Origin of the sequence: Vulcanisaeta sp. JCM 16159 (assembly GCF_001316265.1) — an archaeon.
In the GTDB taxonomy this organism is placed as follows: Archaea; Thermoproteota; Thermoprotei; order Thermoproteales; family Thermocladiaceae; genus Vulcanisaeta.
Window position 1 is genome coordinate 1 of record NZ_BBDN01000021.1, and the last position, 14910, is coordinate 14910.

Annotated in this window: 22 protein-coding genes; 14 read left to right on the plus strand and 8 right to left on the minus strand. The window is 46.2% G+C overall.

Annotated elements, in window-relative coordinates; all coding sequences use genetic code 11:
• Positions 1 to 728 precede the first annotated feature (728 nt).
• Positions 729 to 2654: a hypothetical protein gene (locus tag JCM16159_RS12810; protein ID WP_054858070.1), complete on the plus strand. Its 1926-nt coding sequence runs from the start codon at positions 729 to 731 to the stop codon at positions 2652 to 2654.
• Positions 2655 to 2673: 19 nt separating this feature from the next.
• On the opposite strand, the gene JCM16159_RS12815 is transcribed toward JCM16159_RS12810, so the two are convergent.
• Together JCM16159_RS12815 and JCM16159_RS18040 are read right to left on the minus strand one after the other, a co-directional pair.
• Positions 2674 to 3234 (minus strand): ARMT1-like domain-containing protein, encoded by a 561-nt coding sequence (locus JCM16159_RS12815; protein WP_054858071.1) that lies wholly within the window; start codon positions 3232 to 3234, stop codon positions 2674 to 2676.
• 109 nt (positions 3235 to 3343) lie between these two features.
• Positions 3344 to 3532 (minus strand): hypothetical protein, encoded by a 189-nt coding sequence (locus JCM16159_RS18040; protein WP_243666916.1) that lies wholly within the window; start codon positions 3530 to 3532, stop codon positions 3344 to 3346.
• A gap of 331 nt (positions 3533 to 3863) precedes the next feature.
• On the opposite strand from JCM16159_RS18040, the gene JCM16159_RS19770 reads away from it, so the two are divergent.
• The 11 genes from JCM16159_RS19770 to JCM16159_RS12865 are packed head-to-tail and all read left to right on the plus strand — an operon-like array spanning position 3864 to position 9920.
• Positions 3864 to 4394, plus strand: coding sequence for an AAA family ATPase (locus JCM16159_RS19770; RefSeq protein WP_367834536.1), 531 nt, complete (start codon positions 3864 to 3866; stop codon positions 4392 to 4394).
• The gene (locus JCM16159_RS19775; protein ID WP_367834537.1) at positions 4370 to 4831 is read left to right on the plus strand and encodes an AAA family ATPase; all 462 of its coding nucleotides are present in this window, start codon (positions 4370 to 4372) and stop codon (positions 4829 to 4831) included. Before JCM16159_RS19770 ends, JCM16159_RS19775 begins: the two co-directional genes overlap by 25 nt.
• Before the next feature lie 5 nt (positions 4832 to 4836).
• Positions 4837 to 5406, plus strand: a complete 570-nt coding sequence (locus JCM16159_RS12825) for a hypothetical protein (RefSeq protein WP_243666917.1) — start codon at positions 4837 to 4839, stop codon at positions 5404 to 5406.
• 39 nt (positions 5407 to 5445) lie between these two features.
• Positions 5446 to 6171 carry a DUF58 domain-containing protein gene (locus JCM16159_RS12830; RefSeq protein ID WP_054858073.1) on the plus strand — a complete coding sequence of 242 codons (726 nt, stop codon included), beginning with the start codon at positions 5446 to 5448 and terminating at the stop codon, positions 6169 to 6171.
• Complete coding sequence (locus tag JCM16159_RS12835; RefSeq protein WP_243666918.1) at positions 6159 to 6743, plus strand: hypothetical protein; 585 nt, start codon at positions 6159 to 6161, stop codon at positions 6741 to 6743. Before JCM16159_RS12830 ends, JCM16159_RS12835 begins: the two co-directional genes overlap by 13 nt.
• Before the next feature lie 5 nt (positions 6744 to 6748).
• The gene (locus JCM16159_RS12840; RefSeq protein ID WP_243666919.1) at positions 6749 to 7519 is read left to right on the plus strand and encodes a hypothetical protein; all 771 of its coding nucleotides are present in this window, start codon (positions 6749 to 6751) and stop codon (positions 7517 to 7519) included.
• Positions 7516 to 8097, plus strand: coding sequence for a hypothetical protein (locus JCM16159_RS12845; RefSeq protein ID WP_054858076.1), 582 nt, complete (start codon positions 7516 to 7518; stop codon positions 8095 to 8097). Before JCM16159_RS12840 ends, JCM16159_RS12845 begins: the two co-directional genes overlap by 4 nt.
• Positions 8098 to 8126: 29 nt before the next feature.
• Complete coding sequence (locus tag JCM16159_RS12850; RefSeq protein WP_054858077.1) at positions 8127 to 8396, plus strand: hypothetical protein; 270 nt, start codon at positions 8127 to 8129, stop codon at positions 8394 to 8396.
• Positions 8381 to 8806: a hypothetical protein gene (locus JCM16159_RS12855; RefSeq protein ID WP_054858078.1), complete on the plus strand. Its 426-nt coding sequence runs from the start codon at positions 8381 to 8383 to the stop codon at positions 8804 to 8806. The genes JCM16159_RS12850 and JCM16159_RS12855 overlap by 16 nt, the downstream gene beginning before the upstream one ends.
• Positions 8794 to 9375, plus strand: a complete 582-nt coding sequence (locus JCM16159_RS12860; protein ID WP_054858079.1) for a hypothetical protein — start codon at positions 8794 to 8796, stop codon at positions 9373 to 9375. Before JCM16159_RS12855 ends, JCM16159_RS12860 begins: the two co-directional genes overlap by 13 nt.
• 41 nt (positions 9376 to 9416) lie before the next feature.
• Entirely contained in the window at positions 9417 to 9920 is a 504-nt protein-coding gene (locus JCM16159_RS12865; protein WP_054858080.1) for a hypothetical protein, read from the plus strand.
• Between the two features lie 19 nt (positions 9921 to 9939).
• On the opposite strand, the gene JCM16159_RS12870 is transcribed toward JCM16159_RS12865, so the two are convergent.
• Positions 9940 to 10431, minus strand: coding sequence for a molybdopterin-dependent oxidoreductase (locus JCM16159_RS12870; protein ID WP_367834538.1), 492 nt, complete (start codon positions 10429 to 10431; stop codon positions 9940 to 9942).
• A 17-nt stretch (positions 10432 to 10448) separates the two neighbouring features.
• On the minus strand, positions 10449 to 10598 hold the full coding sequence (locus JCM16159_RS19780) for a hypothetical protein (protein ID WP_367834539.1): 150 nt from the start codon (positions 10596 to 10598) through the stop codon (positions 10449 to 10451).
• A 112-nt stretch (positions 10599 to 10710) separates the two neighbouring features.
• Here JCM16159_RS19780 and JCM16159_RS12875 point away from each other — a divergent pair, with 112 nt between their 5' ends.
• Together JCM16159_RS12875 and JCM16159_RS12880 are read left to right on the plus strand one after the other, a co-directional pair.
• Positions 10711 to 11817, plus strand: a complete 1107-nt coding sequence (locus JCM16159_RS12875; protein ID WP_367834540.1) for an encapsulin — start codon at positions 10711 to 10713, stop codon at positions 11815 to 11817.
• Between the two features lie 87 nt (positions 11818 to 11904).
• Complete coding sequence (locus JCM16159_RS12880; RefSeq protein ID WP_054858081.1) at positions 11905 to 12591, plus strand: trimeric intracellular cation channel family protein; 687 nt, start codon at positions 11905 to 11907, stop codon at positions 12589 to 12591.
• Positions 12592 to 12615: 24 nt separating this feature from the next.
• Here the strand turns inward: JCM16159_RS12880 and JCM16159_RS18045 are convergent, their stop codons facing one another.
• From JCM16159_RS18045 to JCM16159_RS19790, 4 genes are all read right to left on the minus strand, one after another.
• Complete coding sequence (locus tag JCM16159_RS18045) at positions 12616 to 12801, minus strand: hypothetical protein (RefSeq protein ID WP_243666920.1); 186 nt, start codon at positions 12799 to 12801, stop codon at positions 12616 to 12618.
• Positions 12749 to 14053 carry a replication factor C large subunit gene (locus tag JCM16159_RS12885; RefSeq protein ID WP_054858082.1) on the minus strand — a complete coding sequence of 435 codons (1305 nt, stop codon included), beginning with the start codon at positions 14051 to 14053 and terminating at the stop codon, positions 12749 to 12751. The genes JCM16159_RS18045 and JCM16159_RS12885 overlap by 53 nt, the downstream gene beginning before the upstream one ends.
• Before the next feature lie 7 nt (positions 14054 to 14060).
• Positions 14061 to 14486 carry a hypothetical protein gene (locus JCM16159_RS19785; protein ID WP_367834541.1) on the minus strand — a complete coding sequence of 142 codons (426 nt, stop codon included), beginning with the start codon at positions 14484 to 14486 and terminating at the stop codon, positions 14061 to 14063.
• A gap of 11 nt (positions 14487 to 14497) precedes the next feature.
• A partial coding sequence (locus tag JCM16159_RS19790; protein ID WP_367834542.1) for an AAA family ATPase occupies positions 14498 to 14910 on the minus strand: 413 nt, incomplete at its 5' end.

A 14910-nucleotide genomic window follows, 5' to 3' on the forward strand; every position in this document is an offset into this window, starting at 1 on the left:
GGTAAGTAACGCCTTTTTATCCACGGCATCATTCAGTGACTTAACGATAAATATTAAGTCGGCAACCAACTCCCTAATATTCATCATCAATGCCTTAAAAGGGGAGTGCAGGGCACAAGACTCAGTAAAAACAATCAATACACGCTTACGTGAACAAAACACGTTACCTATTATGAATCACCACGCCATAAATAAAGCCAGGGAGTTTGCGTGATCTCATGCACACTCTCCATTTTACAAAGCATTAGGCATCGTTGGAACAGACTCGGTTTTGAAAAATTGAAATACCGTGGGAACAAGAATTCAATTTCTCTAAAGAATCGTGGGAACAAAAACAATTCGTAAGCATTAAGAGTAGAAACACGCATCAACGAGAGCCAAGAAAACAAAGAGAAAAACTTAATAGAGAAATAAATAAAGCAACCACCTCAAAGAAGATTTCAATAGAATATTGAGGGGTCAAGCCCGTGAACCGTAGCCCTGGTTGGGTGTTCCTAGAGGATTTTAATGGAGTATTGAGTGAGTAAGGTGGTTGGCTTGCTCTCGTTGGATCATAGCACTCCGCTTGAAGCCTGGCTTATCTTAATTAATAGCAATGTGGGTATTCTATATTGTAATGATGTTGACTAGGTCTTTTTCGTCGCGCAGCATTTAAATACGATGTTTCTGGCTTTTCACGGTCTTTTCACGGGTGCTTCCTTAAATACATCTGCGTTTTGAATTCATTGATGAAGTTCTCAATATTCCTTACTGTGGGAATTGCCCTACTGGTTATTATGGGTGTTGCCGTTTTGCATGCTCAGGGTGTTAGTTCCTCCATTGGCGTTAATGGGAATGTTAATGCCTCAGGTCTCACCGCATCCTACTACATCCACTTAATTATGGCTGAGCGCTGGGTTGAGGCTTTGAATGCGAGTGGCATTAATTCTACATCGGTGATTGAGTTAATTAATGAGGCTGAGTCCTATGCAAATGCTGGTAATTACCTAAGCGCCATTACCACGTTGAATAATGCAATTAATTTGGCCTCTCAATTAATGGTTGGCGGTCATGTTAATGAAACACAGACAATACTCAGTGACTATACCTCACTGGCCTCTACCGTAAATAATACGGTGGTTAATAATTTACTGAGTAATGAGAGCCTTGCTAACTTCACGTTAAGGATTCTCTCCGTATTGGGTAGGTACGGTAATGCCTCTCATTTAGTTATTATGGGCATGACCATACTAAGCAATGAGGAGAGGAGCCTTTATTCTCACGTACCACCCAGCGCCTTCCTAGGTCTAAATACCGCGGTGAATATACTGAATATGACCTTCAATGAGGTGATGAATGCCGGCTTTAATTCAACAGTCAAGCAATTAATAATACTGAAGGCTGAGGTGATGGCAATTTCATTGCTAACCCCACCAAACGTAAGAGTTCACGTATTACCTCAGGCGGTTGGGCAATACCTAGCACTGTTGAGTGAAAATGCTTCGGTGGCTGCGGCACAATTGTCTGAGTTGCTAAATATGACGATATCAATACCGCCGCAGTTAATGCAGTGTGTGGGTAGTATTAATGAGACGTTAATACCGTTGGTTAATGAGTCACTGAGTGGGCCGGAGGTCTATGCCCTAACTAACGATTTCATTAATAACTACACCAACTGTCTATGGCAAGTGAGGGAGTTCATTAATGAGGTAAATACTACGCATGCCGTAATTACCAGGTTCATGGGTATTGCTGAGGAATTGAATAATTCCGGGCTGTCGAATTTAACCCCCTACCTTCTCAATGGGTATTTCCAGTGCAGGTCAAAATTAATTAATGCCTTCAGTAGTGGTAACGCCACATTAATAAGGCAGGTACTTGATCAATGTAGGTATGAAGTACATAATTATGAGAATGAGACCTACTACACCATTTGGGTTATGAATTTAACGAGGAACTATCTATCGTATGTTAACTCCACTATTTGGAGCTTAGCGAAGCAGCATGGGATTGGTGGCGTAATGCCCACGTTATGCTACGTGAAGCTCAACGGCAACGTTATTGGTAACATAACCCTAATAATTAAGGAGATGCTCAACGGCACAATAACACCGGTGGAAGCCCAGACCCTAATAAATGAGTATCTAGGGAATATTACTAATTCAACGCCATCATTAGTCGCCGGTTGCCTTGGAATACCCGTGGGGCCTCACACCTACGTACCAATGATTAACTGGACAGGCCCAGGTAATTGGACGACCATAAAGTACCCCAGTGCAGTTGGTGAATTGACAATAAACTCTAATGGGAGTGCTGAATTGATGATAAACGTGACGAACCCAACACAGGAAAGCCTATACATAAGTGGGTTCAGTATTGGCGGGTTGGCATGCACATTCTCGAGCCCGGTAGAGGTTAATGCCAATTCCCAGGGTACCCTCAGGCTTGACCTAGCCATTGGCAGTAATAAGGTCACCAGCGTAACAGGCCTGGGCGCATCAGGAGACGTCGTGGTTTCCCAGGGAACTAACGTGAATTGTATTGGGTATCTACCGACCATGTTTATGCCGTCGATACTCAACGGTGAGTTATACCTAAGTAATGGTATGTGGATAACACTCTTTATAACGGTAAGCGCAGGGACTAATACATCACTTAATTACGGTTGGGGGTAGTTGGTGATATTTAATCCACTCAGTCGATATATGAATTGTTCAATCCCATAGAAACTACGGGTTTGTTCTTATCAACACCGAATAACTCAGCTATTAATGGGCATTTAGCCCTGAATAGGAAGATTACGTTGCTGAGTTTCGGTTTCCTCTCCATGAATGACTCAAGGTTATCAAGCCCCTTAGAAATAACTAAGTCGTAGTTAACTAACTCCATCACTACGTCATCGTACCAAAAGGCCGAGTAATTACCGGGTAATGCCCTAACCTCAAAGTCTCTGGCGAAGTTAATGACGTAGTCATAAGTGACGTCGACCTCATACGGCCTACTCCTTGCATACACTACGACTTTAGCACCCATTGAGGACAACCTCCTAATGAGTAGTAGGTCAAATTGAAACTCACCGGCATTATCAACCAGGTAGGCGATACTCCCTGCATGGCTAAGCCTACTCCTTAGGTCCTCGGGATTAGTACCTAGCCAGGTTGGTTCCTCAAGTATGTTCCTCACAAAATCATCAATGCTAAAGTCGTAACCCCTCATTGGTATATCGACGGAGTTCGCAGAGGCTGCGAGCCTCACATAATTAATAACATCATTGCCAAGCTTAACCTACTAATTAACTCGCCCGCAACTTTCTCGAGCATGGATTTTTCATTACCATGCGGATCAGCCATGCCAAGGTATCTGGTTAGATGATTAAATGACTCAATAAACACTGTTGCCCTACCCAGGGTGATAGGTCCAGCACGACCCTGCCCAGATTAGAGAATGGCCTCACGTCATTGATACCAAGCCTTCTTAATTCGCCGAACCTGGATTCGAGCGCACAGAGTAGGCAATCGCTAATGCTTACATACCACGGTTTTCGCATGAGCATTACAGTCCGTGATTGATGCCGGACATTAAATAATAAATATTGCGTGCCGTGATAAGTAAAATTAATACTCAATGTTTTATGAACTTGATGGCATAACGAAATGGCCAAACCACCTGATGCACCTATTGATATTAAACATCACCGACTAAATGCCTTTTTCCGGTTTGTATTATGCGGTTACCGTTAATTTTAATCTTCATGAGACCTCTTATCGAAACGTTACTTTACCTACCTTAATATTGACCACTGACTACTATTATTTTATTTGTGGGAAATGCTATGATAACTATTATGGTAATTGTTAAAAAAATAGGAACAACACCATTAATGCGTGTTCTCAGATAATATTAGCATTGATTTCATTAGAAGTAAGGTTAGGGCTATTGTTGGTGAGATTCTTAGTTATTACTCGGGTAAGGAGGAGGTTATTAGGAAGATCTTGGCCGCGGTGCTGGCCGGCGGTCACGTGCTCCTTGAGGATAAGCCCGGCGTTGGTAAGACCTTCCTAGCAAAGCTCATGGCAAAGGTCCTGGGCCTGCAATTCTCGAGGATACAGTTCACGCCTGACCTACTGCCCAGTGACATTATCGGCACTAAGGTTTGGAGGCCGAGTGAGGGTAAGTTCGTGGCCATGATGGGGCCCATATTCGCAAACTTCATACTTGCCGACGAGATCAATAGGGCACCACCGAAGACCCAGGCAGCGCTCCTCGAGGCTATGGAGGAGCTTCAGGTAACGATTGAGGGCGAGACGTATAGGCTTCCTCAACCATTCATCGTTATTGCGACCCAGAACCCAATTGAGTACGAGGGCACCTACCACTGCCCGAGGCCCAGATGGATAGGTTCATGCTTAAGATGAGCCTTGGTTACCCGAGCGAGGATGAGGAGAACGAGTTGTTGAGTAGGAGGGTTAAGTGGATGACTGATGACCCAACGGGCTACGCAATGACGGTCACGAACGCAGACGAGCTACTCGCCATTAGACAATTCATTGAGGCTAAGGTTAGGGTTGATCAAGACATTATTAAGTACATACTCGCCTTCAGGGTGATTAGGGATGATGAGAGGGTGGCCGCCGGCCCAAGCCCAAGGGGTTTATTATCGCTTTTGAGGATTGCGAGGGCTATCGCGGTAATTGACGGTAGGGACTACGTAATACCTGATGATGTGAAGTCCGTGGCTCCGGACGTGCTTGGGCATAGGATTGTGCTCAAGCCTGAGTACGCGATTGAGGGTGAGGTGACGGGTAGGGACATAGTCATGGAGTATCTGAGCAAGATACCCGTGCCCAAGTGATCACTATGGTTAGGGAGATAGTGAGGTCATACTACCTACTCCTGGCACTACCCGTTTTTGTGGCCATAATGGCCCTCATAGACACAGCAAGGGAATTACTAATGACTATTATATTCTCGGTGCTTATGGTATCCCTGGCTCTGGCCACAGATGCGAAGCCCGCCATAACCATGAGCATTGACCTATCAAAGACCAGGGTGTTCGCCGGAGATGAGGTTGAGGCTTCGGTTAAGGTGAGGGTCAGGGGTGGGCTTGGGCTCGTTTCCATAGCCATGCCGCCAGCCTCATATGGAGACTCGAGGAGGTATAGGGAGGGGTTCGAGGTGACCAATGGTAAGGCAGCCCAAATAATCTTTAAGGGATTTAGGGACGTGGAGAGGGAGTTCAAGTTCAGGGTTAAGGCATTGAAGAGGGGTGTGTACGAGTTCGGGCGCATTAGGTATACCTATCACCACCTCTTTGGTCTTAGGATCATTGAGGACGAGCTTAACGAGGGCATTAGGCTTGTGGTTATGCTAGGTACAGGGTCATCAGGAGGGGTATTGGCAGGATTAAGCTTCCACGGTTACGCCTAGGGTGACCCCGAATAGGCTTGGCCTCATTCAACGGACTTCATGGACATCAGGGAGTACGTACCGGGCGACCCATTCAAGTTCATTAATTGGAAGGCCACGGCAAGGTCCATAGAGGGTAAACTAATGGTTAATAATTACGAGAGGGAGGGCCTCAGGAACGTGATATTCCTAGCGGACCTGGGCCCCTGGATGAGGCTCGGCTACCCGCACGAGAACCCACTTGAGTTTGGTGCCTCTCTTATACTCTCCCTCACTAAGGTCCTGCTTAGGTATGGCTATAACGTGGGTCTATGGACGATACCGCCAAGCGACGTCTATGTAATGCCCTCCTCAGGCCAGACACAGTTCTATAGAGTACTGAGTGCGTTACTTAGGATCGAGCATGTGGAGGAGCCTAAGTACGAGTTTGCAGACCCAGCACTGCTGAGGGTTATCATGGAGACAAGGCCAATACTAATCGTCATTACTAACATAGCCAGTAAGGATGTGGTCGCAGCCCTCCGGAAGTCCCTATGCATAGGGCCAGGGGGTAGGTGTAGGTTGTTGGGTAGGGCGTTGGTCATTGATGTGGCCCACGGGTCCATGATAATGAGGGAGAAACTGGGTGATTATGAGTTGACCCGGTGCATTGGGCGCGTGGGTACGAGGGCCAGGCTGTACAGGGCGTTGCCCAAGGGCGTACTGGTGGTGCCCTGGGACCCTGGTTGTGAAAACGTGGGTCTAGCCGTGGCCAGGCTCATGCCTAGGGTGAGGTGGTTGTCATGAGGGCAGTATCCGCAGTACTGGCCCTATTGCTCCCTCTGACGCCATTCATGGTCTTCATGACCATGACTGATTACTCGAGGCTCTTTATCTACGTATTCATGGGCATAACCGCAGTAATCGGTGTGGTAGGGCTGGTCAGGGGTAAGGGCTTGGGTAGGGCTGGTTTGTTCTCGGCATTCTCATCAATGGCCCTTTTAGCCTTCGCCATGGGTTATATACCGTACACAACAGGTATTGCGTTAGGGACTGTGAGTGAGTCAACCCTTAAGTGGCTTGCCCTATCGATAACCCTATCCATCTATGCATACTTCCTCGGGAGCGTCTGCGAGGCAAGTAACAGGATTGCTAAGAGAATGAGGGAGTTGGACTACGGCGTTGAGGGGCTTAGGGAGTTGGACGTGACGAATGCCGTGGTGATCGGCGTTGGCGCTCTGCTGCTTGGGGTCTCCTTCGTGATCACCCTGCTAATGGAGGTATTGAGGATCATTAGTTTAGCGCCAATAATGGCGTTACTGATATTCATCACGGTATACCTAATAGCCATGGTAATAGCGAGGATGCATAGGAGGTGAGGGCTATGAGCATTAAGATAACGTTGAGTGACCTGGGGTTTATGGATTTATTTAAGGCATTTATTGCCTGGACCATAGTACTCCTAATTGTGGCTATAATAATTAATCTCCTAGTTGGGACGCAGTATGCCACCTTTATACAGGAGGATCCGCTTAAGGCCGCTAGGGACTTTGCCGAGGCCTTTGTAACGGTGGTCAACCCATCAGCCCATCCATCAACCTTTACCAAGATAGCCAGTAGATATAGCATCTCGCAAATATTGTTCTTTGCATTATCGGCTATTGTTAATTCAATATTATTCACAATTTTTGGATTAGCTCTACTGTCTGGTTTAAGGTTGTGGTTTGGCGTACATACTATTTGGAAAAGCCCTAGGTCAATCCTCGGCCTCATTGCGTTGACTGGTGCATCGCTATCATTAATTGGACCTGTGTTGGCATTGATTGGTTTAGTATTACTACTTGTCACTGATGTTACTCCGGTTGTTAATCAGGGGATGGTATTAACGTTAAACTCACCCTTCATTTACATGACTCTTCCATTTCCATGGCCAATAACGATAGGCACATTTTTATGGATTCTCGGTATCGGCATTATTGGGGCCCTCCTGTTAATTCTTCTCATTAGGAATAAAGATTTCCTTGGCATTGCATTTATGGCAATATTAATAATTGGGTCAGTACTATCAATTATTGGGATGTTACTGATAGGATTCATATTAATGTTAATTGCCAGCGGACTTGTGGTACTAACAAAGGTGGGTGTTGCCGTATGAACTCAAGAACAGCTGCAATAATCTTTCTGGTAATCGTGCTCATAATTACCTGGATTCTAATGAGCTCGATAACACCATTGATAATCAAGACCAGCGAGTCTAAGTCAAATAACGTGGTGAATATAGTGAGCGTCAGTAAATCACAAATGCCAGGTATTGGGCTTGGGACTGGATTATTCGGCTCAGGCTTCGGCATTAATGGTTTAGGCACTGGATTATTTGGTAGCGGCTTTGGTTTTTCAGGTATTGGTTTCGGCCTTCACGGTTTTGGGAAGTTTGGAACGTTGGCCATGCTCTTCATAAACGAACCAATAATAAGTCCATTACCGCCACATATTACGCAACCTGCCATATCGCTTACATTTAGTAATGCGCTAATGATATCCCCAGTATTTTCTTGGTCAACAATTACGGAACAGCCAGTCAATATGGGTAGTGAAGGCGGTGGAGGGGGTGGAAGTGGCGGAAGTAGTGGTGAGGCTGCCAATGGTTTTCATGGCATTAATTCCATGAATAATGAGGTTGTTAAGACCGTGGTAATTAAGATATTCCTACCCTGCTACTGTGGATCCTTATAGCCATAATAATCATACTCCTAGCATTCGCGGTGATAAGCTCAAGGAACTCCCTAATGAGGCTCAGGCTAATTAATGAGGAGAGGAGGAGGAAGGCTGAGAGGAAGCCGAAGGTTAGGACTGAGGTGCCGAGACCAAAGCCAGTGGAGAAGCCACAACAGGCACTGCCGAGGATGGAACTACCCATTAATGGTCTCCCGGTGCCCCTCAGGGGTTGGGGTGGTGGTAAGTTCATCGACCTCGGTATTGATAAGGATTTACCACTCACCTGGAGGTTAATGACCCGTTGCCGTTCACGGTAAGTAATGGCGCATACCCTGAGCTGCACCCTGAGGGTGAGGTCGTAGACAACGCACTGGTGTTCCACAGCCCTGGCTGTCACGAGATTAGGGTTAGGGTTGGTAATGATATTGCCGAGTCTCATAAGATACTTATTGTTGAGGATTATGGGCAGGATATCATGAGCGCATTTAGGGCTAACATGGCAATGCATGGACTTGAGGGCATTGAGAATAAGACGCCTAGGGAGGTCTGCATGGAGTTGGCGGGTAGGGGGTTAATGAGCGAGGCGAGTTGTGAGTCTTGGGTGAGCCTCAGGGTGTTTGAGGCCGTTAGGTACGGCCATGTCGACGTTGATAGGAGGCTCTACGAGGACTTTATACGTGGATTAACGAAATTGAGGGATGCGTTGGTCATGGGGTGCCCAGCATGAGCCTACGCAGGTTGGGCAGGCACTACGGGGTCAGGATCGGCATTGTAATTGCAGTACTCTTAATAGTCCTTGCCCTGGGTCCATCAATGACTAGTTATGCGCCGTCACTATCATTATTTATTAAGTGGTTGATTAACGTAGTATTGTTACCACTCATTATTTACCTAGCCATCAGGTTAACTGGGGAGACTTTAATGACTAGGGCTGGCACGGCATTTAAAGCACTTGGCAGCACATTAGTTGGTGTAGTGTCGCCAATCGTGCTTGCTTACCTATTCCTGAATGGTACGTTGGGTATAATCTCATACGTAATACACTTCAACAAGCTCCCAAGTATTTTTGCTGCATCATTTGTGATCATCGTTGGCGCCGTGATCGTAAACTATGGTAGGGGCTTTGGGGAGCCCATTAAATCATCACTAAGGTACATAGGCTTTGCAATACTTCTGTATGGAACTGCCTGGCTAATGGCCATAGCCTATGCACCGCTTGGTACACCATTTCTCTACGCATCGATTGGTTCAGCGTTGATGGGCGTGGCGATTCTCATCAGCTACACCCATCACTAAAACCCTTAGCTGATGACTTATCGAGAGTTGCAAGGCCAATTGTGGCGCTGCTCTTTGTTGTGGGTCTCATGGCGATGTTTGCACAAATACCACAGTTAAGACCATACAGTGGTTACCTAACCATGATGTCGATGATCCTATTGGCCATTGTAGTGGTCATCATTGGTTACAGGCTCTATACCGTATTTTCAGGTATTGCCGAGAGGATTGCTGAGAGGATCTATGAACAACACGTTAGGGAATCGCCATTACTCGCGTCCAGTGAGGATGATGCATTCGTAAACGCAATCAACGACTTCGTGAAGCGAGGCAGAAAGGAAGAATTGATAGCCTACGCCGCCTACGCCCTCGCCAACTGCGACATGGACTTCATGGAAATTAATAAAGCGCTAAGGGGGCTTATGGATTACGAACCACCCCAGTACGTAGGTATTTGGCCCTGGGAGAGGCGTAGTGTTGAGGAGACAGCCACGAAGGACGCTGAGGTGAGGAAACAATTGATTGCAGAACTTATGAAATTAATAACTTCGTGCAAGGCCACGTAAGGACTACACACTCAAGGTCTCATGAACTAACCCTCCTCTTTATCGTTACTGGGTCACTCTCATTAAATCTCTCCTCAAGCCATGGGTCACCATTATCGTGATAACCAAACGATTCCCAATAACCAGGTTCGTTACTATCCATGATTATCAACTCACTAAGGTATTTGGCGCTTTTCCAGCCGTAGCGCGACGGCACGATAAGCCTCAATGGAAAGCCATGTTCCCTAGGCAATATTTTCCCATTCATTGCGTAGGCAATTATCGTTGTTTCCTCAAACAAGGCGTTCAATGGTAAGTTCGTGATGTAACCATCGATACCGACAGCCATTACATAGTCACCCCTGGGCTTGGCAATATCCATTAAATACCTCGTTGGTATACCTCTCCACTCCACATTTAACACACTCCAACCAGTGACGCAGTGAAAATCAGTGACTAGGTCCGCACAGGGTGCTTTCGTGAGTAATTCTATATACGGTATTTCAACCTCATTCTCAACGAACCCCGTCACCTTCAATCTATACCTAATTACATCAACATTTTCGGAGGGTCGTAAACATCGTATATCACGAAACGAGGAATAACCCTTTGGTTTGGTGGTAATTCCCGTCTATAAACTAATTTACTGCACGTCCTACTCAATGCGGTCTTAAGGACGTCATCAATCGCATTACTCACGGATTAATTGAAATGAGTGCCATTAATAAGTCCTAGGTTTAGTTTTCACTGAGAGTAACATTTCACATAGTTTATGGAAATACTTAAGTAGCCTAAAATAGGATTAAGAAACATGGTGTTTTCTAAGAATCCGGTAGATGTTATTAGGGATAGAAAATTTTCGCAGGGTGAGGTTACAGATTCGCTTAGGCTCGCTATTATGGCTGAGCTCGATGCCATAAACCTATACCTGCAATTGTCCAGGCTTATTGATGATGAGAGGGTTAAGAGAGTATTTGAGGACATAGCTAAGGAGGAAAAGACGCACCTTGGCGAGTTCCTTACGTTACTTAAATCCTATGACCCTGAGCAGGTTGAGCAGTTAAAGGCCGGTTCAGCAGAGGTTGGTGAGTTAACGGGCATCAAAGCACCAGCAAATGACCCTAATAATGGCCAAAAGACGCCAGGCTCGACTAATAATGCCAGTGATCCTCCGTCTGATGTGGTTTCATCATCGAACTTAAGTCCAGAGGAACTTAGATACGTACAGGATAGGATTAGGGAGGTTGCCAATGGTGTAAGACGGTTTAGGAAGTACTTAACCGTTTATGAGGCTGGTCCTGGGCTCGATGCTGTGCCACTCGATGAGGTGATTATCGGTTCCCCAATAACCGCGACCAGGTCAGTGATACCATTTAAGGAGTTAAGTGTGAAGTTCTCAATTTCGCAAAGGCAGGTAGAGTACGCCAGAGCCAGGGGTGAGGGGGTTTACTCGGTAACCGCTGATCAAGCAGCTATTAGGCTTGGTTATGAGGAGGACTCAACAATACTTAGTGATATTTTGGGTAATCCTAAGGTTAAGTCAATGGGCGTCTCGTCATGGGATATGCCGGGTTCAGCTGTCAATGAAGTATCAAGCGCAGTTAATGTACTGTATAGTAATTATATACCTGAGCCGTACGTATTATTCGTAAGCCCTGGCAGGTATACAAAGCTCTTAATGGTTGTTGAGAAGACGGGCGTTATGGAGTTAACGAGGATTAAATCGCTAGTTAAGGATGTAGTGATTATTCCTCAGTTAAGGGATGACACGGCATTGCTGCTGTCTACCCATCAGTCGGTCATTGACGTGGCCATGGGCATTGACACGGCATTGAATTACCTAGGCCCTGAGGATGGGACCACGGCTTCGTGCTGTGGGAAACACTGGCTATTAGAATTAAGGATCCCAGAGGCGTGATTGTTCTTAGGCAGGGCACTTAGGTTAAAGGTATAGGGTTGGTAAATGGATAGTTAGAATTAAATACTTGTTACGGTTTCGTCTTCCGTGGGTTTCGTAAACCTATTAATAAATATATTTAACTATATTGGGATAATCGCCTTCGCCGCATCAGGTGCATTCAAGGCATATGAGAAGAATATGGATGTCCTCGGTGGGATAGTACTTGGCTCTTCAGTGGCCCTTGCAGGTGGCATAATTAGGGATGTACTAATTGGTATATTTCCACCGACGAACATTGTTTACATACCCTACCCAGCAACCGCGATAATAGCGTCATTAATAGCATACGTGTTTTACCCATGTATTTCTAGGTACAAGAATGCCCTCATGTATGCGGATGCCGTTGGCCTTGGTACCTTCTCGGCTGTTGGTGCTGAGATAGCTGTTGAGCACGGCCTTAATGTCCTTGGTGTGATACTTATGGCTGCCGTGACGGCCGCAGGCGGCGGCGTTATTAGGGATGTGCTGGCCGGTGAGGTTCCCACGATATTTCGACGGGATATCTACGCAACGGTAGCGATGCTTGGTGGCGTAATATACCTAGTGTTTAAGTCGCTGCTGGGTAGCGAGACTGCGGTTTTAGCCACCGCCGTCATTATAATAATTACCAGGTTCGTAATAATTATGAAAGGCCTTGATAAGGCATATGTAACAATACGCTTATCGACACGTAATCCATCAGAGAGCATGAGAAGTACTGAGCAGAGGGGGGTCAATCCTCGTTCACGTTGATGCTTAATTCACGGGCCGTATTTATTAACTTATTAATACGGCTCCAGGACTATCCCTAATTATCACCACATTACCCATAAACTCGACATTTACACCTAACTTACTTATTGACGATTTTAATAATTCATAGGAATTCATGTCCATGACCACGACGTAATTACCCTCCGGATCTTTTCGACGACTTACGTTGAGCCCCCTCACCCTCACCATTGGCGCTCACCCTTACCCCTAAGGTCTTCTCCACGCTCTCTAGTGAGTATCCCATGATCCTCGTTAGGCGTTCGAGCAACTTTTTCTTGAAGGTATCGCTTGTGGCCATTAACCTGAGCAGTGGCATGTAGTATAGAGATACCTCGGAGCTACTGACGTGGAGCTCTGTCCTAAGCCTATTGATTAGGGCATCCCTCATCTGCCTCATTTCCTTAGTCTTAGCCAGCAGCCTAATTCTCTCCGGGAATGTTAACCTAACGAACCTAGCGAGGGGAGGCTTATTACGCACCAGCGCTACCCCAACAGTCATAAGCTCAAGCATGTATGGCATTAATTCCCACTCCTGTGTCTTTGCAATCCTGCCTTTAACCACGTCAGATAGTGATAGGTTATCGAGGGCCTCACTAACGGCTTCGATGGACTTCGCATACACGGAGGGTATGTTATCCAGCACCCAGGGGTAATAGCTTTCCCAGTCAAAGCTTGGTAGGAACGTGACCGACCTGGCATCCTCAAATCTCCTTGCATGGAATACCTTGTCGAGTATCCTGAACATGTCGAATTGATGGGCTCTCTCAGTCACGGTAACATCATCCCTAGTCAGAACCCTCTTACCCTCAGCAGCCGCCTGCAAATCATTTATTGCAGCCCTAACATCACCACCCGACGCAACCGCAATAAGCTTGAGCGCATCCTCCTCACACTTAATACCCTCGGCGTTACATATCCTTCTTAGTATTGTCAATATATCCTCCTCACCAAGGGACTTTAGTTGAATAACCTCAGCCTCGTCCCTTAACTCCCTGAACTTAGGGTCCCATGGGTTATTCGCAGTCATTATAATGGGCCACGTGGACTCCCTAATCAACTCCACAATAGCTGCTAAACCACCCCTATCTTCCCTAACATTCAGCCCATCAACCTCATCGAAGAGTATAATCCTACCTTTAAAGCCGAAGAGTGAACTCATCTTCATTGAACTACCAATTACTTGCCTAATCCTCTCGCCAGTCCTAACATCACTTGCATTCAACTCGAGAACCTCGTAACCCCTCTCATTAGCCAGTGCGTAGGCAAGCGTTGTCTTACCGATTCCCGGTGGGCCGACGAGCATTACAGCCTTCCTGCTTGGCTTACCCTTCTCCCAACCATTTATCCAATCAAGTAACGCCTTCTTAGCCTCCTCCTGATTAACGACTTCAGAGAGCCTCCTTGGGCGGTACTTCTCAACCCACGGTATTTTCTTGGACAAATTAATATCACCTCTTTTTAGCAGGTGCCTTGGCTTCCTTACTAGTTCCTAATCCATACTTCTTGCCGATTAGCATGAGCCTTGCCAGGAACGCCGAGAGCTGTATTTCCTCATCAGAACCCTCGGTAAGCCTATAATCAATGTCAGCGGCAACTTCGGCGATCTCAACCTTAGCCTCATCAGGGACATTAATAGCACCGCTCATTATTTGCCTTTGTATTACCCTCAGTATTTCAGTTCCTGATACACCATGTTCGTACATTAAAGTCCTCAGTTTGTTCCTTGCATTAATAAAGTCGCCATTGAAAGCCGTATTAACTAGGTCAACAATGTCCTTAGGCTCTATATAACCAACAGTCTTGTAAATGACCTCGGGCGTTATTTCCTTAGCCGTAGCCGCAGCGGCCTGTAGTGTGTTTATTGCCTTTCTCATGTCTCCCTGGCTTATGTCCCATATTGCTCGAGGGCCTCATCAGTGACCTTAACACCCTCCCTCGAAGCAATCTCCCTAAGCCTACCAAGAACAGAATCCCTGGGAAGCGGTGAGAACCTAAACATGGCGCAGCGGGACTGTATTGGGTCGATAATCCTAGACACGTAATTGGCAATGAGTATGAACCTGGTCACGTTGGCGTACATTTCCATCATCCTCCTAAGGGCTTGCTGGGCATCCGATGTCATGTTATCAGCCTCATCAAGAATTATTAACTTATACGGTGCCTTACCCATCGGCGCCGTTCTTGCGAACTCCTTAACTCTCTCCCTAATGGTGGTTATACCCCTCTCGTCACTCGCATTAAGCTCTAGAGTATTCTCACGCCAAGCATCACCATAAAGTTCACGGGCAATGGCAAGAG

Bases quoted from the DNA above. Each gene is read 5' to 3' on its own strand.
- JCM16159_RS18045 (WP_243666920.1), bottom strand. From the start codon at position 12,801: ATGGTGAGGGTGAGGGGGCTCAACGTAAGTCGTCGAAAAGATCCGGAG.
- JCM16159_RS12875 (WP_367834540.1), top strand. From the start codon at position 10,711: ATGGTGTTTTCTAAGAATCCGGTAGATGTTATTAGGGATAGAAAATTT.
- JCM16159_RS12845 (WP_054858076.1), top strand. From the start codon at position 7,516: ATGAACTCAAGAACAGCTGCAATAATCTTTCTGGTAATCGTGCTCATA.
- JCM16159_RS19785 (WP_367834541.1), bottom strand. From the start codon at position 14,486: ATGAGAAAGGCAATAAACACACTACAGGCCGCTGCGGCTACGGCTAAG.
- JCM16159_RS12810 (WP_054858070.1), top strand. From the start codon at position 729: ATGAAGTTCTCAATATTCCTTACTGTGGGAATTGCCCTACTGGTTATT.
- JCM16159_RS12830 (WP_054858073.1), top strand. From the start codon at position 5,446: ATGGACATCAGGGAGTACGTACCGGGCGACCCATTCAAGTTCATTAAT.
- JCM16159_RS12840 (WP_243666919.1), top strand. From the start codon at position 6,749: ATGAGCATTAAGATAACGTTGAGTGACCTGGGGTTTATGGATTTATTT.
- JCM16159_RS19775 (WP_367834537.1), top strand. From the start codon at position 4,370: ATGGATAGGTTCATGCTTAAGATGAGCCTTGGTTACCCGAGCGAGGAT.
- JCM16159_RS12825 (WP_243666917.1), top strand. From the start codon at position 4,837: ATGGTTAGGGAGATAGTGAGGTCATACTACCTACTCCTGGCACTACCC.
- JCM16159_RS18040 (WP_243666916.1), bottom strand. From the start codon at position 3,532: ATGCTCATGCGAAAACCGTGGTATGTAAGCATTAGCGATTGCCTACTC.